The organism is Nocardioides caricicola, from assembly GCF_039541135.1.
GTDB lineage: Bacteria > Actinomycetota > Actinomycetes > Propionibacteriales > Nocardioidaceae > Nocardioides > Nocardioides caricicola.
Map to the genome: position 1 here is coordinate 60,659 of NZ_BAABFQ010000003.1, position 18,947 is coordinate 79,605.

15 protein-coding genes are annotated in these 18,947 nt (G+C 72.1%); 6 read left to right on the forward strand and 9 right to left on the reverse strand.

The genetic code is table 11. The features are described 5' to 3' along the window. Positions 1–62: 62 nt before the first annotated feature. The 5 genes from ABD875_RS01965 to ABD875_RS01985 form a co-directional block, all read right to left on the reverse strand. Entirely contained in the window at positions 63–1,046 is a 984-nt protein-coding gene (locus ABD875_RS01965) for an ABC transporter substrate-binding protein (protein WP_345170787.1), read from the reverse strand. A 494-nt stretch (positions 1,047–1,540) separates the two neighbouring features. Continuing rightward, positions 1,541–2,812 carry an SIR2 family protein gene (locus tag ABD875_RS01970; protein WP_345170788.1) on the reverse strand — a complete coding sequence of 424 codons (1,272 nt, stop codon included), beginning with the start codon at positions 2,810–2,812 and terminating at the stop codon, positions 1,541–1,543. Positions 2,813–2,833: 21 nt separating this feature from the next. Then, positions 2,834–5,179 carry a lysylphosphatidylglycerol synthase domain-containing protein gene (locus ABD875_RS01975; protein ID WP_345170789.1) on the reverse strand — a complete coding sequence of 782 codons (2,346 nt, stop codon included), beginning with the start codon at positions 5,177–5,179 and terminating at the stop codon, positions 2,834–2,836. Continuing rightward, entirely contained in the window at positions 5,172–7,226 is a 2,055-nt protein-coding gene (locus tag ABD875_RS01980) for a phage holin family protein (protein WP_345170791.1), read from the reverse strand. Before ABD875_RS01980 ends, ABD875_RS01975 begins: the two co-directional genes overlap by 8 nt. Positions 7,227–7,299: 73 nt before the next feature. Next, on the reverse strand, positions 7,300–7,860 hold the full coding sequence (locus ABD875_RS01985; RefSeq protein WP_345170792.1) for a P-loop NTPase family protein: 561 nt from the start codon (positions 7,858–7,860) through the stop codon (positions 7,300–7,302). A gap of 47 nt (positions 7,861–7,907) precedes the next feature. Here ABD875_RS01985 and ABD875_RS01990 point away from each other — a divergent pair, with 47 nt between their 5' ends. Continuing rightward, entirely contained in the window at positions 7,908–8,705 is a 798-nt protein-coding gene (locus ABD875_RS01990) for a spermidine synthase (RefSeq protein ID WP_345170793.1), read from the forward strand. A 1-nt stretch (position 8,706) separates the two neighbouring features. Then, positions 8,707–9,846 carry a DUF4185 domain-containing protein gene (locus ABD875_RS01995; RefSeq protein WP_345170794.1) on the forward strand — a complete coding sequence of 380 codons (1,140 nt, stop codon included), beginning with the start codon at positions 8,707–8,709 and terminating at the stop codon, positions 9,844–9,846. Positions 9,847–9,968: 122 nt separating this feature from the next. On the opposite strand, the gene ABD875_RS02000 is transcribed toward ABD875_RS01995, so the two are convergent. From ABD875_RS02000 to ABD875_RS02010, 3 genes are read right to left on the reverse strand one after another with little or no spacing between them, the layout of a single operon-like run. Then, positions 9,969–11,528: a long-chain-fatty-acid--CoA ligase gene (locus tag ABD875_RS02000; protein ID WP_345172650.1), complete on the reverse strand. Its 1,560-nt coding sequence runs from the start codon at positions 11,526–11,528 to the stop codon at positions 9,969–9,971. Further along, entirely contained in the window at positions 11,528–12,628 is a 1,101-nt protein-coding gene (locus ABD875_RS02005) for an acyl-CoA dehydrogenase family protein (protein WP_345170795.1), read from the reverse strand. The genes ABD875_RS02000 and ABD875_RS02005 overlap by 1 nt, the downstream gene beginning before the upstream one ends. A gap of 5 nt (positions 12,629–12,633) precedes the next feature. Further along, a complete protein-coding gene (locus ABD875_RS02010; RefSeq protein ID WP_345170796.1) occupies positions 12,634–13,824 on the reverse strand; it encodes an acyl-CoA dehydrogenase family protein in 1,191 nt (396 codons plus the stop codon). Positions 13,825–13,935: 111 nt separating this feature from the next. Here ABD875_RS02010 and ABD875_RS02015 point away from each other — a divergent pair, with 111 nt between their 5' ends. The 4 genes from ABD875_RS02015 to ABD875_RS02030 all read left to right on the forward strand — a co-directional run bounded on the left by ABD875_RS02015 (position 13,936) and on the right by ABD875_RS02030 (position 17,435). Beyond that, complete coding sequence (locus ABD875_RS02015; RefSeq protein WP_345170797.1) at positions 13,936–15,105, forward strand: 3-ketosteroid-9-alpha-monooxygenase, oxygenase component; 1,170 nt, start codon at positions 13,936–13,938, stop codon at positions 15,103–15,105. Beyond that, the gene (locus ABD875_RS02020) at positions 15,105–15,398 is read left to right on the forward strand and encodes a hypothetical protein (RefSeq protein ID WP_345170798.1); all 294 of its coding nucleotides are present in this window, start codon (positions 15,105–15,107) and stop codon (positions 15,396–15,398) included. Before ABD875_RS02015 ends, ABD875_RS02020 begins: the two co-directional genes overlap by 1 nt. A gap of 4 nt (positions 15,399–15,402) precedes the next feature. After that, positions 15,403–16,500, forward strand: coding sequence for a 2Fe-2S iron-sulfur cluster-binding protein (locus ABD875_RS02025; RefSeq protein ID WP_345170799.1), 1,098 nt, complete (start codon positions 15,403–15,405; stop codon positions 16,498–16,500). Between the two features lie 245 nt (positions 16,501–16,745). Next, complete coding sequence (locus ABD875_RS02030; RefSeq protein ID WP_345170800.1) at positions 16,746–17,435, forward strand: hypothetical protein; 690 nt, start codon at positions 16,746–16,748, stop codon at positions 17,433–17,435. Positions 17,436–17,495: 60 nt separating this feature from the next. On the opposite strand, the gene ABD875_RS02035 is transcribed toward ABD875_RS02030, so the two are convergent. Beyond that, positions 17,496–18,848 (reverse strand): DUF2252 domain-containing protein, encoded by a 1,353-nt coding sequence (locus ABD875_RS02035; RefSeq protein WP_345170801.1) that lies wholly within the window; start codon positions 18,846–18,848, stop codon positions 17,496–17,498. Positions 18,849–18,947: the final 99 nt, after the last annotated feature.

The window sequence follows — 18,947 nt, forward strand, 5'->3', positions numbered from 1 at the left end:
GAGTGCCGGCCCGCCGGAGCCTCGGATCGGCTCCGGCGGACCAGACTCGACTGGTGGTGGGATCAGTACGGACGCGAGTCGATGACCTCGGCGGCCTGCTCCTGCGTGAAGCTCTGGTCCTCGACGTACACCGTCTTCTCGACCTCCTCGCCGGCCAGGACGTCCTTGACCAGCTCGGCGGCGAGGTCACCGAGGAGCGGGTTGCACTCGACGATGAAGTTGATCTTGCCGTCGACGAGCGCCTGCATGCCGTCCTTGACCGCGTCGATCGACACGATCTTGATGTCCTCGCCCGGGACGCCGCCGGCCGCCTCGATCGCCTCGATGGCGCCGAGGGCCATGTCGTCGTTGTGGGCGTACACGAGGTCGATGCCGTCGACGCCGTACTTCTGGAGGAAGCCCTCCATGACCGTCTTGCCGCCGTCACGGGTGAACTCGCCGGTCTGGGAGTCGATCTTCTCGATCGACGATCCCGCGATCGCCTCGTCGAAGCCCTCCGCGCGGTCGTTGGCCGGCGCGGACCCGGTCGTGCCCTCGAGCACGACCATCTTGGTCGGCTCGGAGCCGAACTCGGCGGCCGCCCACTCGCCGGCCATGACGCCTTCCTTCTTGAAGTCCAGGCCGACCCAGCTCTCGTAGAGGTCCTCGGAGGCGGTGACCGTCCGGTCCTCCAGGATCACCGGGATGTCGGCGTCCGCGGCCTCCTGCAGCACGTCGTCCCAGCCGTCCTCGACGATCGGCGCGATCACGATCGCGTCGACGCCCTGGCTGATGAAGCTGCGGACAGCGCTGATCTGGGCCGCGGGGTCGTTGTCCGCGGCGTTGAAGACCAGCTCGAAGCCGTTCTCCTCGGAGAACGCCTCCTTCATGGACTCGGTGTTCGCGCTGCGCCAGCCGGACTCGGAGCCCGTCTGGGCGAAGCCGACCTTGATCGTGTCGCCGCCACCGTCGGCGCTGCCGCCGTCGGAGTCGGATGAGCCACAGCCGGTCGCGAAGAGTGCGAGGGCACCCAGCACGGCGACTCCGGTACGGAACTTCGTCTTCACTCCAAAACCTCCTGGTTGAGCCGGCCGAAGCCGACTGAGTATGGGTGATCCGGCGCTCCCGGGACTGCGCTGTTGCCGCGAATGTTAGCCCTCACATTCGGGGATCTGGCGAGAGGTTAGCGATAACATTCTGGTAACGCAATCGTTCTCAGGCGGGCAATTTCCGGACGATTTCGACCAGCGGCGTTGCGCAGCCGTTAACGATCACAATTTGGAACGAGACAATCGCGGGCGGGCGTCACCGGGCGGCGATCTGCGGACCGGGCTCCCCGGCAGGCTCAGATCCCGTGTCGTCGTCCTCGGCGGTCTCGTCGTCGTCGGCCCCTGTCGGTTTCCCCGGTGCACCGGGGAAACCCGCACTTCTCGGGCAAAGCAACGGCCGAGAAGTACTAGGAAAGCCTGAGGAGCGTGGCCCGTGGGGCTGGTGGGACGACGCGCCGGGGCCCCCGACCAGCAGAGCCAGCAGAGTCATCCAGGGCGCAGGACGCCCGCGATCAGACGGTCGGCGCGTAGATGCAGGCGAGCTCGCGGAACAGGTCCGACCAGCCCGCCGCCACCTCGCTGGCGCCCAGGGAGAGCAGCGTGAGCCGGTCGGCGGCGCGCACGGGCGCCTGGGCGAGCGCGATCACCGGAGCGCGCAGGTCCTCGCGGCGCATCGTCGACAGCAGTGCCTCGGCGACCGGCTCGCCGTCGTTCCCGGCGGCCAGGTCGGCGATCACGAGGTCGGCCCGGTCGTCGCGCAGCCAGGCGGCGGCCTCGGCGGCCGAGCCGACCTGCACCATCCGGGTGCTGCCGCCGGCGCGACCTGCCGCCTCGGCGAGCACGCTCCGGCCGAACGCGACGTCCTCGGCGCTGGAGTCGACCCACAGCACCGTCCGGCCGGCCAGGGCGGCGCCGATCTGGGCGCGCGGGTTGCTGGCATCGTGGATGGCCTCCAGCACCCGGTCGAACCCGGACCAGTCGGTGCCGCCGGCGGTGTCGTACGAGATCGTCCCGAGGCCCTCGTGACTGTGCAGGTAGCGCGCCTGGTGCGGTGCGACGTCGGGCAGCACGGCGTACGCGACCGGCGGGTCCTCGTCGCGCTGGTCGATCATCGCGAGCACCTCGGAGCGCAGCTCGTTGAGGTAGGCGTCGGTGAACGAGACGCCCAGGAACAGCACGGTGCTGGTCGCGAACAGCGAGCGCAGGAACGTCATGTACGCCGGGCTGGAGTAGAGCCGCTCGCGGTAGCCGCGCTGCGTGAAGACGACCGAGCTGCCGAGCGGCCCGACCTCGCCGTGCAGCTTGACGACGGGTGCGCCCGGGGCGTCGGGGGTCCAGTACCGCGGCTCCCACCAGCGGTGCGGCGGGTCGCGCAGGATCTGCTGGTAGGCGTCCGGCCCGGGCACCTGGCCGACGAGGAACGGGTCGAAGTTCGTCGTGAGGATCGCGTCGAAGGGGATCCCGGCGAGCAGCCGCATCCGGTCGGCGATCGCCTCCGGCTTCCCCTGCTCGGCGAGGATGTCGGCCAGGGCCGCGTCGAAGTCGGCGCCCATCGCCGTCTGCAGGATCTGCGCGGCCGCCTCGAGGTCGCGCGAGCCGCCGTTCTCGACCAGCGCCGACAGCCAGGCGGCGGTGTCGGCGTCGAGGGCGGCCTGCGCCGCGAGGCCGCGCAGCAGCATCTTCCACGCCGGGACGGCGGGCGCGGCGAACCCGGCTCCGACGAAGGCGACGCAGCGTCCCGCCACGATCTGGTCGACGAGGTGTGGGGGGACCGTGACAGTCATGCGCCGACCGTAGTGGTCGGATCAGTCGATGTAGTCGTTCTTCCGCAACCAGCGCAGCGCCCAGCCGCCGTAGATCGGGGGCAGGTACGACGTGGCGATCCGCTGGGTGACGGCGATCGCGAACGCCGGCCCGCTCGGCACGCCGACCGCGACCAGGCCGGCGGTGAGGGCCGCCTCGCCGACGCCGACGTTGCCGGGGACCGGCACCAGCGCCGAGAACAGCGCGGCCGCGCCGACCACGAACACGCACTCGCCGTAGCTCACCCCGGGCGCGAGTCCGGCGACCATGCAGGCCAGCGCGATCGCGGTGATCAGCAGGGAGGCGAGGTTGGTGCCGAACATCAGCAACGCCCGGGCCGGGCTGGCGGTGACCACCCGCATCGAGTCCCGGGTGCTGCGTACGGCGCCGAGGACCTTCTGTCGCAGCTTCGGGACCAGTGCGACCACGAGCACCGACAGCCCGACGGCGACCACGAGGATCAGCACCAGCTGGCTGAGGTCGTCGGGTCCGCTGAGCTCGACGCTCGGCACCCGGTCGACGAGCAGCAGGCCGAGCAGGACGACGAGCACGTTGCACAGCGATGCCGCGGCGGCGTCCAGCGCGACCGCGGTCACCGCGACCGCCGGGCCCTCGCCGTACCTGCGGAGGATCGAGGTGTTGAGCGCGAGCCGGCCGACCGAGGCCGAGACCGCCAGGCCGAGGGTCTTGATGCCGTACTGCAGCTGCACCATCGGCCACAGCGGCAGCCGGCTGGTCACCGCCGACATCGTCGAGATCGCGTCGACCACCGAGGTGGCCTGGGCGATCACGAGGCCGAGGATGATCCAGCCCCACTCGGCGCTCTGCCAGGTGTCGAGGACCGTCTGCCAGTCGAGGCCGATGAGCGTGCTGAGCAGGGCGTACGCCGCCACCAGGATCAGGGTGGTCTGGGCGAGGTCGCGCCAGGAGACCCGGACCAGCGGTGCCGGCGGCGGGACCGGCACGCCGGTGCGGTCGGCGATCGCGGCGCACACCGCGGGGATGGTCTCCTTCACGCCCGGTTCGGGGCGCACCTCGCGGGGGAGCACCGCCCGCTGGAGGTACGGCAGGGCGGCGGCGACCCGGTCGGCGCCCAGCTCGGCGAGCGCGGCGTCGGTGGACCGGTCCGCCCCGACCCGGACCGCGAGCGCGATCAGCAGGATCGCGACCTCGCGGGCGCGCTCGTTGTCGGTCGCCGCGACCCGGCCCTCGGCGAAGTCGGAGAGCACCGGCGAGCCGTCCGCGTCGATCCCGATCCGGTCCAGGATCAGCCGGCCGTGGACCAGTGCGGCGCCGTGGAGGCGGCCGACCGCGGCCCAGATGGCACGCAGCGTGGCGTCGTCGATGTCGGTGGCGCCGGCCAGCGACGCCGGCGGCTCGTGCAGGACCAGCAGCGCGTCGCCGTTCGCCTCGGCCGCCGCCACGAGCCCGGGAACCGCCACCCCGGCCCGACCGGCGAGCAGCGTCACCAGCGCCTCGTGCTCCACCAGCTGCAGGCGGGTGGAGTCGGGGGCGGACTGGTCGCGGTAGACCAGGCTCCGCCACCAGCGCTCGGCGCGGTGGGCGTCGGTCGCGTCGCGGCCGTAGACCTTGACGACGACCCGGCCACCGGAGGCCGCGGAGGTGCCGTGGAGGACGCGGGTGCCCCAGGTCTGCCGCTCGTCGAAGCGCAGGCCGTCGACCGGCACGTCCAGGTCGGCCAGGCTGCGGCGCACCTGCGCGAGGTCGGGGTGCCCGGCGGGCGACCCGATCAGCACCAGCGCGATCCCGGCGGCGGCCATGCCGATGCCGAGCGCCCCGATCACGTCGGTCGGACCGCCGGTGCCGATGATCCAGGCGGCGATGCACTGGACCGCGACGATCAGCGCGGTGAGCCGGCGGTAGGCCAGCACCAGCCACGGTCGCAACGCGAAGAGGACGGCCGTGGTGGCCGCGACCCGGACGGTCGGGAACGAGTCGGGGGAGGCCGAGCGGACCGGCCCCGGCGCGAGGTCCGGCCAGCCGGCGCCGACCAGGAACGACGTGACCAGGACGCCGACCACGCCGGTCGCGGCGGCGACGACAAGCGTCACCGGGAGCCGCTTGCGGTGGCGGCTGGACGCGAGCGCGAGCACGACGGCGACCCCGGCGTACAGCGCGCCGAGGGCGTACGCCGCGTCGAACAGGTTCGTGACCCAGTCGGGGACGTGGGCCGCGACCCGGCGTACGGCCGTGTCGAGGGGGCCGTCGCCGTCGGCGGCCGCGACCGTGCTGACCAGCACGACGAGCAGGCCGACGACCGCGGTGGTGAGGTCGACCGGGCGCCGTGAGGAGCCGGTGTCGTTGACGAAGAAGCGGTGGTCAGCCATCGGCACGCTCCCCGAGGCCGGTGCGGTGGCCGAGCTGTTCGAGCCAGCCGACCATCACCCGGTGCAGCGCGTCGGCGCCGACGACCATCTCGTCGGGCAGCGCCAGGTCCACCGGGTGCACGACCATGCCGCGATCCTGCCAGCCGCCGAGCCCGCCGTGGCAGCTGACCAGACCCTCGAACGCCGCGACCTCGCCGAGGTCGTCGATGAGGCTGTTCACGTAGATGTCGGGCGCCTCCGCCATGGTCGCGGCGCGCAGCAGGAACTCCGCGGCGTGGGGGCCGAACCGCGCGAGCGGGTCGACTCCGGTGACGACCCCCTCGCGCAGCCGGTGCTCCCCGGCCGGGCCGAGCGCGACCGGGCCGTGCTCGTCGGTCTCGACGCAGACGAACCCGACCCCGGGGTGCGCCACCAGGCCGGGCAGCAGCGCCGGCCAGCGGTCGGTGAGCTCCTCGAGCGTCAACCGGTGCTGCTCGCCGGCGACCCAGACGAGGCCGAGGTTGCCCGAGCCGAAGACCAGGAACTTGTCGCCGGAGCCGGGCACCTCGGTGTCGATGGCGTCGATGGTGAGCCGCGTCGACGTCCGCGCCAGGGCGCGGCCGAGGACGGTGTCGGTGCCGGCGGAGCCGGCGACCAGAGAGTTCAGGGCGCCGCTGCCCTCGTCGTTCTCCGAGGCGGCGAGTGCGGCGGACTCCGAGAGCCGGGCGACCAGCGTCGCGAGGTCCTCGCCGTACCGGTCCGCGAAGATCTCGCCCTGGCTCTGCCCGTGGTCCGACAGCACCACCAGGTGGTACTTCCGGGGCGCGACCGCGGCGACCGCCTCGAGCTGCGCGAGCACGGCGTCGATCCCGGCGAGTGCGTCCAGGGACTCCGGCTGGCTGATCCCGGCGTGGTGGGCGACGGCGTCGTAGTCCACGTAGTCGACGTACACCACGCGCCGGCCCCGCAGCATCGAGTCGGCGACCAGCGTGGTGTTGAGGTCGCGCAGCACGCCGGTGAGCGCCGCGCGCTCGAACGCGAACGCCCAGCCCCGGTGCACGCGGGGACGCACGTTGCGGCGTGTCGCGCGCGAGGCCTGGAACCGCTCGCGAGCCACCTCGCTCAACGTCCGCGACATGCTGCGGGTGAACCCGGCCGGGCGGCTGACGTACTGCGTCACGACCCGGCGCGCCTGCCTGGTCTCGCCGGTGCGGTCGACGGCGCTCATCGTCGCGTACGCCGTGGGCGCGTCGCCGGTGAAGAGGTTGCTCACCGAGACGCCGTCGTCGACGAGCAGCCCGCGGCCGTCGGTGTGCAGCGCCTCGATGACCGCGGCGTCGCCGGGCTTGTTGGCGACCAGCACCCGCCCGGTGGCCCGGTCGACCCAGCGGAACGCCGGGATCCCGTCGATCGTGCCGTGCAGCAGGCCCATCTGGCTGGCGGGCGTCGTGGCCGGGAGCTTCGGGCGCCACTCGGCCATCGCGTGGCTGCCCTCGCGGATCCAGCGGGAGAGCGTGGGCAGGGTGCCGGCGCGCACGCACCACTCGAGGACCGGGTACGGCACCCCGTCGGCCTGGACGAACACGATCCCCGGCACGTCCGGGTCGTCGAGCTCGACGACCTGGCGGCGCGCCCGCCGCAGCAGGGACGCGGTCGCGGCGTCGTCGGTCCCGGCGGTCGCGACCCAGACGAACAGTGTCGAGACCGCGGACACGATCCAGGACGCGGCGAGCGCCCACCAGATGCCGGCGTCGCCGAGGTCACCCTGCGGGGCGTAGACGACGACCCAGATCGCGAGCGCCTGCCCGAACAGCCCGACGAGCAGGGCCCCGACCCAGCCCACCCACACCGCGCCCTCGACCAGGACCACGCGGAGCACGGCGCCGCAGACCGCCACCAGCGCCGCGACGACCAGGGCCTCCTCGAACCCGTCGACGTCGAAGCCGGGCAGCACCCAGGACGCGATCACCAGGCCGAGCGCCGCCCCGACGAGGCCGAGCAGGGCACGGCCGAGGTCACCCCAGCGCAGGCGTCGGCCGCGGGGTCTCGCCGGAGCAGGACGAACCATGCGGCGACCGTAGTGCTGCCAGGCCCTCGCCGCGCCCACCCGGACCGGGTGAACCGAGGTGATCCTGCCGAGGTCACGCCAGCGGCGCGACGACCTCCGTGAGCCACCGTTCGGACTCGCGGGAGCTGGCCAGCCGCACGATCGGGAGGTCCGGCCGCTCGGCGGCGACCACGGGGATCCGCTGGTCGTAGAGGTTCCGGGTGCCGATCGCCCAGCGCACGATGTGCTCGGGGTCGGTGAAGAACGTGTGCAGCGGGCCCTCGCGGTTGCCGTTCCACAGCTCCTCGCGGCGCACCCGCCGGCGCACGGTGCGGCGTACGACGCGGGTGAGCGTGACCGGGAACGGCGGGTCGACCCAGACCAGCAGGTCGGCGCGCGCCTGGATCAGCGGGCGGGCGTAGTCGTACTGCCACTCGCACACCCAGCGGTCGCTGGCGACCAGCCGGTCGACGTCGGCCTCGAACGTCGGCATCTTCGTCCAGCCGGGCCCGTGGAACAGCGCGTCCATCTCGGTGTGCGGCAGGTCGAGCAGCGCCGCGAGCCGGCGGGCGAGCGTGCTCTTGCCGGACCCGCTCACGCCCGCGATCGCGACCCGCGACGGACGGGCGGGCAGGGGGTCGGTCGCCGAGAGCACCGCGGAATGCTACGTCCTCGGCGGCCGACAGGTGGCAGGCTCTCCCCGTGGCCCGCGCGCAGTCCTGCGAGATCGTGCCCGGGGACCGGCCCGGGACGTTCGTGCTGCGCCTCGACGGGATGAACCAGTCGCACGTCGACCTGGCTCACCCGACTCGCCTCGAGTTCGAGTACGTCCGCCGGATCGCCGACGTGCTCGACCTCGCCGAGGCGCCGGGCGCGCCGCTGCGGGTGGTGCACGTCGGCGGAGCGGCGATGACGCTGCCGCGCTACGTCGCGGCCACCCGGCCGCACTCCGCGCAGGTCGTGCTCGAGCCCGCGGCCGAGGTCACCGAGCAGGTCCGCGCGGAGCTGCCGCTGCCGCAGCGCAGCGGGATCAAGGTCCGCCCGGTCGGGGGCCGGGCGGGCATCGCCGAGCTGCGCGACGGTCACGCCCGCGTGGTGGTGCTCGACGCGTTCGCGGGCGGCCGCGTGCCCGGCGAGCTGGTCACGGCCGAGTTCTTCGCCGACGTCGCCCGCGTGCTCGACCCGGACGGGCTGTTCGTCCTCAACCTGACCGACCGCTCGCCGTTCGGCTGGACCCGGCGGGCGCTCGCCGCGCTGCGGCTGTCGTTCCCCGAGCTCCTGCTCAGCGCCGAGCCGGCCACGCTGCGCGCCAGGCGGCTCGGGAACCTCGTGGTGGTCGCCTCGCGCGCCGCCGTGCCGCTCGCCGGGCTGCGGGCGCGCTCGGCGAAGGCGGCCGCGCCGTACCGCGTGCTCGACGCGGCCCAGATGCGCGACGGCTTCGGAGGTGGCACCCCGTTCACCGTCGTCGACACCGACCCGTCCCCGCCGCCCGAGGTCTGACATGCGGTACGTCGGCCTGGTCCTGCTCGCGGCGCTGGCGCTGGGCGCGTGCGGGACTGAGGAGCGCCCCGACTCCGCGGCGCCGGCGTACCGCATCGAGCCGAGCTGCCCGCACACGGCGCAGCACCTGCAGGGCCTGACCGTCGACCAGCTGAACCGGATCGTCGCCTCCGCCGACCTGCCGGCGTGGAAGGCGGCCGACATCGGCTCGAGCGCCGAGCTGCGCGACGGCCGGATGGTGTGGGTGTTCGGCGACACCATCCGGGCCGAGGGCTTCTCTCCGCGCCTGGTCGCGAACTCGATGCTGGTCTCCGACGGCGCCTGCGTCGCGCAGCTGCGCACCGCCGACGACGGTCCGGTGATCCCCGACATCGGGCCGGACGAGGTGCACTGGCCGATGTCGGTGGTGGCGATGCCGCCGTCGCAGCAGTACGCCGGCCTGGGGATCGACGAGGTCCTCGTGGTGATGACCGCGCGCACGCAGCGCGGCACCGACAACCTCGACTTCCAGTACCTCGGCACGTCCGCGGCGGTGTTCACGCTGCAGGACGGCGGCTCACCGCAGCTGATGGAGGTCGTCGAGGTCACCCCGGACGACGAGGCGCTCGACCAGGTCAACTGGGGCGCCGCCGCGACCGTGTTCGGGCCGTGGTTCTACGTGTTCGGGACCCGCGCCACCGGACAGGAGTTCGGCCGCGAGCTGTACGTCGGCCGTTCAGCGGTCTCCGACCCCGCCAACCGCAGCCGGTGGGAGTTCTGGGACGGCCAGGCCTGGCAGGGCGAGCAGAGCCGCGCCGCTGCCGTGCTGCCGGCCCGCGGCGGCGTGTCCCAGACGCTGTCGGTCGACCACCTCGACGGGCAGTGGGTCGCGGTGTCGAAGCGGGACGGCGACCTCGGCGACTTCGTCTACGTCTGGACCGCGCCGGAGCCTTACGGCCCCTGGACCCCGAAGAAGGGCATCGCCGCTCCGGCCGGGTTCGACACCGGTGAGCTCAAGTACGCACCGCTCGCGCACCCCGAGGTGCCGCTCGCCAACGGCAAGCTGCTGGTCTCGATCTCGCGCAACACCACCGACCCGCAGCAGCTGTTCGAGGATCCGGAGGTCGGGCTGCCGGAGTTCGCCGAGGTGGAGCGACCGTAGGGGCTGGGGCGCTGTCGCAGGTTCACCATGGTGCCCTGGTGAACCGTCACCTCCCATGGCGTGCAGGCCATGGGAAGCGCAGGTTCGCCCGCATCCCCTGGTGAACCTGGGACGACCTCAGCTCACCCCGAGTACGCCGTCCCGCGCGGCTCGCGCGTCCACAGCACCCCGTCACCGGCGACCGGGCCCTCGGCGGCGAGGGACCGCTTGAGCACCTTGTTGGTGGCGGTGCGCGGCAGCGTGTCGACGACCCGGACGTAGCGCGGCCAGGCCTTGGGGGACAGGTCGGGCTGGTCGGCGAGGAAGACCTCGAGACCGGCGGGGTCCAGGGACCCACGGACCACGAGCGCGGCCATCACCTGGTCGCCGACCGACTCGTCGGGCACGGCGTACACCGCGGCCTCGTCGACCGCAGGATGGCGTAGCAGGATCCGCTCGATCGGGGCGGCGCCGAGGTTCTCGCCGTCGACACGCAGCCAGTCCGCGGTGCGACCGGCGAAGTACACGAAGCCGTCGGCGTCGCGGTAGGCGAGGTCGCCGGACCAGTACATCCCGCCGCGCATCCGCTCGGACTCGGCGTCGGGATCGTTGTAGTAGCCGGCGAACGCGCCGGCCCCGGTCGTGTTCACGAGCTCGCCGGTCGCCTCGTCGCCGTTGAGCAGGGCGCCCGACGGGGAGAACACGGCGTCCGGCGTCTCCTGCATGGTCTGGGGGTCCAGGACCTTGACCCCGTCGACGGGTCGGCCGAGCGAGCCGGGCGGCATCCCCGGCACCCGCTGCACGATGACGGCGTTCTCGGTCGAGGAGTAGGAGTCGACGACCACGCAGCCGAAGCGGCGTCCGAACGCCTCGATGTCGCGCTCGTTTGCCTCGTTGCCGAACACCAGTCGCAGCGGGTTGTCGGCGTCGTCGGGGCGCTCGGGCGTGGCCATCACGTAGGTCAACGGCTTGCCGACGTAGTTCGCGTACGTCGCGCCGTAGCGGCGCACGTCGGGCAGGAAGCCGGAGGCCGAGAACCTCGGCGCCAGCGCGATCGCAGCGCCCGCGGCGAGCGCCGGACCCCAGCCGGCCATGATCGCGTTGGAGTGGAACATCGGCATCGACAGGTAGGCGACGTCGTCGGCCCCGAGCCCGAAGCGCTCCGAGAGGAACTGTCCCGGGTGCGCGACCTTCGCCTGGGTGACGTTCACGGCCTTGGGCTCGCCCGAGGTGCCGGACGTGAAGATCAGCATCAGCAGGTCGTCCGGCTCGACCTCGACGTCGGGGATCCCGGCCGCGCGGTGCTCGGCCACCAGTCCGGCCCAGTCGGGGGAGTCGATCGGGATCACGGGCACGTCGACCTCGGACAGCAGGTCGGCGTGCGTGCTGTCGGTGACGACCACCTGCACGTCGGCGCGGCGTACGTCGGCCGCGAGCGCCGCGCCGCGCCGGGTCGGGTTGAGGCCGACCACCACCTGGCCGCCCAGGGCGGCGCCCCCGAGTAGGAACGCGAAGTCCGGGACGTTCTCGAGCAGCACCCCCACGTGCGGCGGCCGGTCGGGGTCGAGGAGGGTCCCGAGCAGGGCCGAGCGGACGCACGACTCCTGGACCACCTCGGCCCAGGTCCAGGCGGCGCGCTCGAACAGCAGCCCCCGGGTGTCGTCGTCGGCCCGCGCGAGCAGCTGCTCGCGCACGGTCGGCATCATGCGGGCTCGGCGGCCAGGATCCGTCCGACGTTCAGCGCCTGCTCGGTCGCGCCACCGTTGAGGAACTCGAAGCGCTTGCCGCTGGTGAAGTAGCGGTGCGCCTCGCCGTCGAGGTCGATGCCGACGCCGCCGTGCACGTGCACCGTGGTGTGCGCGAGCCGGTGGCCGGCGTCGGCCGCCCACAGCTTGGCGATCGCGACCTCGCTGTCGGCCGGCAGTCCCTCGTCGAGCCGCCACGCGGCCTGCCACAGCGTGAGCCGCTGCCCGAGCACGTCGATGTAGCCGTCGGCGAGCCGCTGCGAGACCGCCTGGAACGTGCCGATCGGGCGTCCGAACTGCTCGCGGGTCTTCGCGTACGACGACGTCAGGCGCAGCGCCCCCTCGGTGATGCCGAGCTGCTCGGCCGCGCCGCACAGCACCAACAGCTGGCGCAGCCGCGCGTCGGCGCCGGCGAGCTCGCGGTCGGGACCGAGCCGGGCGCCGTCGAGGTCGAGCCGGGCCACGCCGTCGCCGTCGGAGTACGTCTGGGTGACGACCGTGACGCCTTCGTCGCCGGGCTCGACGAGGAAGACGCTGACGCCCGCGGGGGTCTCGGCCGGCACCAGGAACAGGTCGGCGTACGGGCCGGCCGGGACGACGGCCTTGCTCCCGGTCAGCCGGAAGCCGTCGCCGTCGGGCGTGGCGACCGTGGTGGGCCGCACCGGGGCCCACGCGCGGTCCTCCGCGACCGCGGCGGTCAGGACGGTCGCGCCGGAGGCCGCGCCCGGCAACCACCGCTGCTTCTGCTCGTCCGAGCCGAGCTCGGCGATCACGCGGGCCGCGGGGCCGTGGAACGCCAGTGGCACAGGTGCGACGGTGCGGCCGACCTCGACCAGCACCCGGCACAGCTCGATGAGGCCGAGGCCGGCGCCGTCGTACTGCTCGGGAAGCGCCAGTCCGAGCAGCCCGGAGGAGCCGAGCTCGGCCCACAGGTCGCGGTCGAACCGGTCGCCCGCGGCCTCGACGGCCTTGAGCCGGTCGTTGGTCACGCGGTCCGCGAGGATGCTCGCGGCCAGCTCGGCCGCCTCGTCCTGTTCCTGGGTGAACCGGAAGTCCATGTCGTTCAGCTCCTCTTCGCCGCGGGGAGGCCGAGGCCGACGTACCCGATGATGTCGCGCTGGATCTCGTTGGTGCCGCCGCCGAACGTCATCACGAGGGCGGAGCGGTAGAAGCGCTCGAGGCGGCCCTGGAGGACCGCGCCCTCCGACGCGCCGGTGATGCCGGCGGTGGGGCCGACGATCTCCATGAGCGAGCGGTACACCTCGGTGGCCAGCTCGGAGCCGTAGATCTTCGTCGCCGATGCCTCGGCCGGGGACAGCGCGACGCCGGCGTCCGCGTCGGCGGCGAGCTTCCAGTTGATCAGCCGCAGGGCCTCGGTGCGCGCGTGCGCCCGGCCGAGCGCGATCTGCACCCACTCGGCGTCGATCACCCGCTGGCCGTCCGGGTTCTTGGTCTCCTGCGCCCAGCGGCGGACCATGTCGATCGAGTACGTCAGCGGCGCGGCGGAGGTGAGCGCGACCCGCTCGTGGTTGAGCTGGTTCGTCATCAACGCCCAGCCGCCGTTGAGCTCGCCGACCAGGTTGGACGCCGGCACCCGCACGTTCTCGTAGTACGTCGCACTCGTGCTCACGCCCGCGACGGTGTGCACCGGCGTGTAGGAGAACCCGGGGGCGTCCGCCGGCACCAGGATCATCGAGAGGCCCTTGTGGCGCGGCAGGTCCGGGTCGGTGCGGCAGGCCATCCAGATCCAGTCGGCGTACTGGATGAGCGACGTCCACATCTTCTGGCCGTTGATGACCCACTCGTCACCCTCGCGGACCGCGCGGGTCTTGAGCGAAGCCAGGTCGGTGCCGGAACCCGGCTCGGAGTAGCCGATCGAGAAGTGCAGCTCGCCCTTGAGGATCCGCGGCAGGAAGTAGTCCTTCTGCTCGTCGCTGCCGTAGCGCATGATCGTCGGCCCGACCGTGTTGAGCGTCAGGTAGGGGATCGGCACGCCGGCGACGGCGGCCACGTCGGTGAAGATCAGCTGCTCCACCATCGAGCGGTTCTGCCCGCCGTACTCCGTCGGCCAGCCGATGCCCAGCCAGCCATCGGTCCCGAGCTGGCGGATCACGGACTTGTACACCGCGTCGTCACCGAACTCGCCGGTCGCCGCGGCCAGACCGGCCTTCACCTCGGGCGTGACCAGCGCGGCGAAGTACTCCCGCAGCTCCTCGCGCAGCTTCTCCTGCTCCGGTGTCAGGGCGATGTGCATGGGGCACTCTGCTTTCGTTGGGCTTTCGTTGGCTTGGTCTCGCGTGCTGGAATCCCGGCCACGAAAACTATAACCTGTTCTCGTTTTGGTCCACCGACGCTGGAGGCAGTGATGAGCGACACCCAGGTTCGAGCTCTCGACCAGGGGACCGCGCCCGAGCGGTTCGCCCGGGGGTGGCACTGCATCGGGATGGCCGACTCCTTCCGCGACGGCAAGCCGCACGGCATCACGGCGTTCGGCGGCAAGCTCGTCGTCTGGGCGGACACCCAGGGCGAGCTCAACGTGCTCGACGGCTACTGCCGGCACATGGGCGGCGACCTGACCCAGGGCGAGGTGAAGGGCGACGAGATCGCCTGCCCGTTCCACGACTGGCGCTGGGGCGGCGACGGCAAGTGCAAGCAGATCCCGTACGCCCGGCGGGTCCCGCTGCGGGCGCGCACCCAGCGCTACGAGACCGCGATCGTCAACGACCAGCTGCTGATCTGGCACGACGTCGAGGGCTCCAAGGCCGACTACGACATCCTGCCTCCGCAGCTGCCCGGGCTCGCCGAGGGCGAGTACACCGACTGGGTCTGGGTCTCCGAGGAGATCGAGGGGTCGAACTGCCGCGAGCTGATCGACAACGTGGTCGACATGGCCCACTTCTACTACGTGCACTTCGCGTTCCCGACCAGCTTCCGCAACGTCTTCGAGGGCACCCAGGCGACCCAGTTCATGGAGTCGAAGGGCCGCCCCGACAAGACCGGCGGGTACGGCGACGCCGAGCTGTTCCTCAAGTCGGAGGCCACGTACTACGGGCCGTCGTACATGATCAACTGGCTCGACACCGACTACAAGGGCTTCAACACCGAGGTCGTGCTGGTGAACTGCCACGTGCCGACCGGCCCGGACTCCTTCCGGCTGCAGTACGGCATCACCGTGAAGCGGCCGGAGGGGCTCGACGAGAAGACCGCGAACTTCATCGCGAAGAAGTACGCCGACATGTTCGGCAGCGGCTTCCTGCAGGACGTGCACATCTGGAAGAACAAGGTGCCGGTCCAGAACCCGCTGCTGTGCGAGGAGGACGGGCCCGTCTACCAGCTGCGCCGGTGGTACGAGCAGTTCTACGTCGACCAGGCCGACGTGGTCCCGGAGATGGTGGACCGCTTCGAGTTCGAGGTCGACACCACCAAGGCCAACGAGTTCTGGCAGGAGGAGGTCGCGGACAACCTGCGCAAGAAGGCCGAGGAGGACGCGTCGGACGACGCGACCGAGACTCCGCAGATGATGTCGGGGACCTGATGGCCTCGTTCGTCCCGACCAGCGCCGACACGCTCGAGGACCAGCGGCTCTACACCTCCGCTCGGCTGGTGGAGGTCGCCTGCCTGGACTGCCTCGCGAAGGTCGGCGTGAAGAAGAACAGCGAGCACCACACGTCGATCCAGTGGACCGGCGAGGCCCGGCAGGCGTGCCCGGAGCTGGGTCGCCGCGGCAACGGCAGGGAGAGCCACCCGGCCTGCCCGCGGCTCATGGCGAGCATCGAGGCCGCCGTACGAGAGGGTCAGGTGTCCATCGGAGCCGAGGACGGTTACTGAGCAGATGTCGGAAGACAGCTATGAGCTCAAGGTCGTGGACGTGGTCGAGGAGACCGCGGACGCGCACTCGATCTCCTTCGAGGTGCCCGCGGGCGCCGAGGAGCAGTTCGCGTACAAGCCGGGGCAGTTCCTGACCCTCGCCGTGCCCTCCGACCAGACGGGCGTGGCCGCGCGCTGCTACTCGTTGTCGAGCAGCCCGGTCGGGGGAGGTCCGCTCACGATCACCGTGAAGCGGACCGCCGAGGGCTACGCGTCGAACTGGGTGTGCGACAACGTCCGCGAGGGCGACTCGGTGCGGGTGCTGCCGCCGAGCGGGATCTTCACGCCGGCGTCGTTGAGCGCGGACCTGCTGCTGTTCGCCGGAGGCAGCGGGATCACGCCGATCATCTCGATCACGCGCACCGCGCTCCAGCAGGGGACCGGACGGATCGTGCTGTTCTACGCGAACCGCGACGAGAGGTCCGTGATCTTCGCCGCCGAGCTCACCCGGCTCGCCGCCGAGAACCCGGACCGGCTGGTCGTCGTGCACTGGCTCGAGTCGGTGCAGGGGCTGCCGAGCCAGGACCAGATGAAGGCGTTCGCCTCGAGCTTCACGTCGTACGACGCGTTCGTGTGCGGGCCCGCGCCCTTCATGAAGATGACGATCGCCGCGCTCAAGGAGCTGGAGTTCCCGCGCGAGCGGCGCCACCAGGAGAAGTTCGTCTCCCTCGGCGGCAACCCCTTCGGCGACCTGCACGACAAGGAGGTCGCCGAGCACGAGATCGAGGACGCCGAGCGCGACCTGGAGGACACCGATCCCGCGCCGGGCTCGGACCAGCCCCAGGGCCCGGTCCGGCTCGAGGTCGAGCTCGACGGTGAGAACTACGCCTTCGACGACTGGGCGCCGGGCACCAAGATGCTCGACCACCTCGAGTCGAAGGGCGTGAAGGCGCCGTACTCCTGCCGTGAGGGGGAGTGCTCGGCTTGCGCGATCCGACTGCTCGAGGGCGAGGTGAAGATGCTCCACAACGACGTCCTGGACGCCGACGACCTCGAGGAGGGCATCCGGCTCGGGTGCCAGTCGGTGCCGGTGACCGACGTCGTGAAGGTGACCTACCACTGACCGTGCGCGAGGCGCGGATCCGAATTAAAGAGGTCTCTGGTCCAGACCAGCGCATGTTTATGGGTCACGATGGTGAGAAGCAGAGCGCCAGCGGGGAGGGTCCCGGGCAACGAGGTTGCACGTGAGTCGAGCCTGCCGGTGATCAACCCAGGTCCCCCAATCGCCGACGATGCACATGTCGGAACGAAGGCGGAGCGATGATTCTCGGATTGTGCTTGATCAGCATGGCCCTCCTGGGGTGGGCCGTGGCTGTCGTGGCGACCCGTCCGGCCGGGCGGGACGACGACCGGCGACTGCGCCAGGTCTACCGCAACCCCGAGCTGGCCAACCTGCTCGACGTCGAGAACCTCCTGCGCGCTGAAGGCGTCCCCGCCGAGACCGTCACCCGGGTGATGCGCCGCGCCCAGCGGCGCCGGCTCAGTGCGCGGACCATGTGGCGCTGGATCGACGCGCACAGTGCGGGGCGGCTGGTCGCGGTGGTCGACGCCGGGCTGTCCGAGGACACGCTGCTGGACCACCTCGACGCGGGCACCGCGCCCGAGTGGCGCTCGATCAGCGTGTTCGCCGATCTCTCGACCGAGACCCTGCCCGCGGGCATGCCGCTCGACGAGCTGGTCGACCTCGACGCCGTTCCCGCCTTCGAGGACCTGACGTTCCCGGGCCTCGACGACTGGACGACGCAGCCCGACGAGGAGCTGGCCGGCTTCGACGCCCTGCCGCCGATCGCCGACCCCGGGTTCGGGCCGTTCACCCCGGACGAGGCGCTGCGCGAGGCCGCCCGGGCGCGCGCGGAGGACACCGAGCAGCCCGAGCAGCCCGAGCAGCCCGAGCACGCCGACGAGGGCGAGCGCGCGGTCGCGCCACCCGAGGCCGAGCAGACCACCACCGACCGCAAGGACCAGGAGGGAGGGGGCGGCTGGCCCGCAGTCGCCTGACTCCGTGCGCGTCGGCCCGCCACCCGTTCTGCCGGGGGCGGGTCGACATGTGTCCGGGGCCTACTCCGTCTCGAAGATCGCCTCGACCCGTCCGTCCTCGATCGCCTGGACGAGCGCATGATGGTCGGCGACGGTCTGGGTGGCGTAGCGCGCCGCGAACTCGCCGATCGCGTCGTCGAAGCGCGCCGAGGAGCCGAGGTAGCCGGCGATCGCCGACGCCGAGCCGCTGTTGGCGTGCGCGCGGGCGAGCGCCTTGCCGCAGAACTCGGCGTACCGGGTCATCCGGAGGACGTCGCCGGTGAGCGTGACCGAGAGCTTCATGTCGCGCAGCTGGCGGATGTAGAAGTGCCGGCCGTTCGGACCGGTGCCCCAGCCGAGGAACAGGTCGCTGGCCGGCTGCATGAGGCGCTGGCCGACCACGACGCGGTGGCCCTCGTTGACCTGGACCGGGATCGTGGACGCGTCCTCGGCGTACGGCGCCAGCACGGAGCGGCTCGCCTCCTTCACCTGCAGCAGCAACGGCCGGTCCGCGTTGTCGCGCAGGAGCACCACGAAGCAGCGGGTGCCGACGCTGCCGACCCCGACGACCTTGACCGCGACGTCCTCGACCTCGTAGCGGTCGAAGAGCACCCGGCGGTCGTCGTCGAGGGAGGCCCGGTACGACGCCACGAACGGGCCGACGGTCTCCGGCGTCACCTCGTCGAGGTGGAAGATCAGCGGCGGCTGGTCCTTGATGCCGCGCCCGCCGCCAGCGTCGCGGATCAGCTTGGGGAACAGGTCCTCGGCCACCCGCCGGCGGGCCTTCTTCAACAGGTCCGTCCGGGCGGAGCGGGCCGCCTTGTCGGGCGCATCCGCGATCAGCCGCTCCAGGTCGATCCGGTCGTACCAGATCTCGAGCGGTGACATCGCCGCCATCTCGGTGATCCGCTCCCGGTAGGACCGCACCGCCGTGACCGCGATCGCGCGCGCCTGGTCGTCGTCCAGGCGCACGTCCTGCGAGGCGACCACGAAGCTGGCGGCGAGCCGCTTCACGTCCCACTCCCACGGCCCGGGCATCGTCTCGTCGAAGTCGTTGAGGCCGAAGACCACGTGCCGCTCCGGGGTGGCGAAGAGCCCGAAGTTCATCAGGTGGCAGTCGCCGGACGCCTGGACCCGCAGCCCCGTGGTGGGTACGGCGCCCAGGTCGGCCGCCATCACCGACGCCGAGCCGCGCAGGAACGCGAACGGGCTGGCCGCCATCCGGCCGAACCGGATCGGGACCAGGTCGGGGAGCCGGTCGGCGTTCGCGGCGTTGAGGACCCCGACCGGGTCGGGGCGGTCGGGCGCCGGCGTCCAGTCGCCGTGGCTGCTGCGGCTGATGGCCGAGCGCCTCGACCGGCCGTCCGCGCGCTCCTCGTCGGTCGTCGTCCTCATGTCCGCATCCTCGTCCCACGAGGTCGCCGGTGCCGCCGAATGGTCACAAACCGCACGTCCGGGGCCTGGAATCATGCGGTTGGTGACCATTCCGCGCGG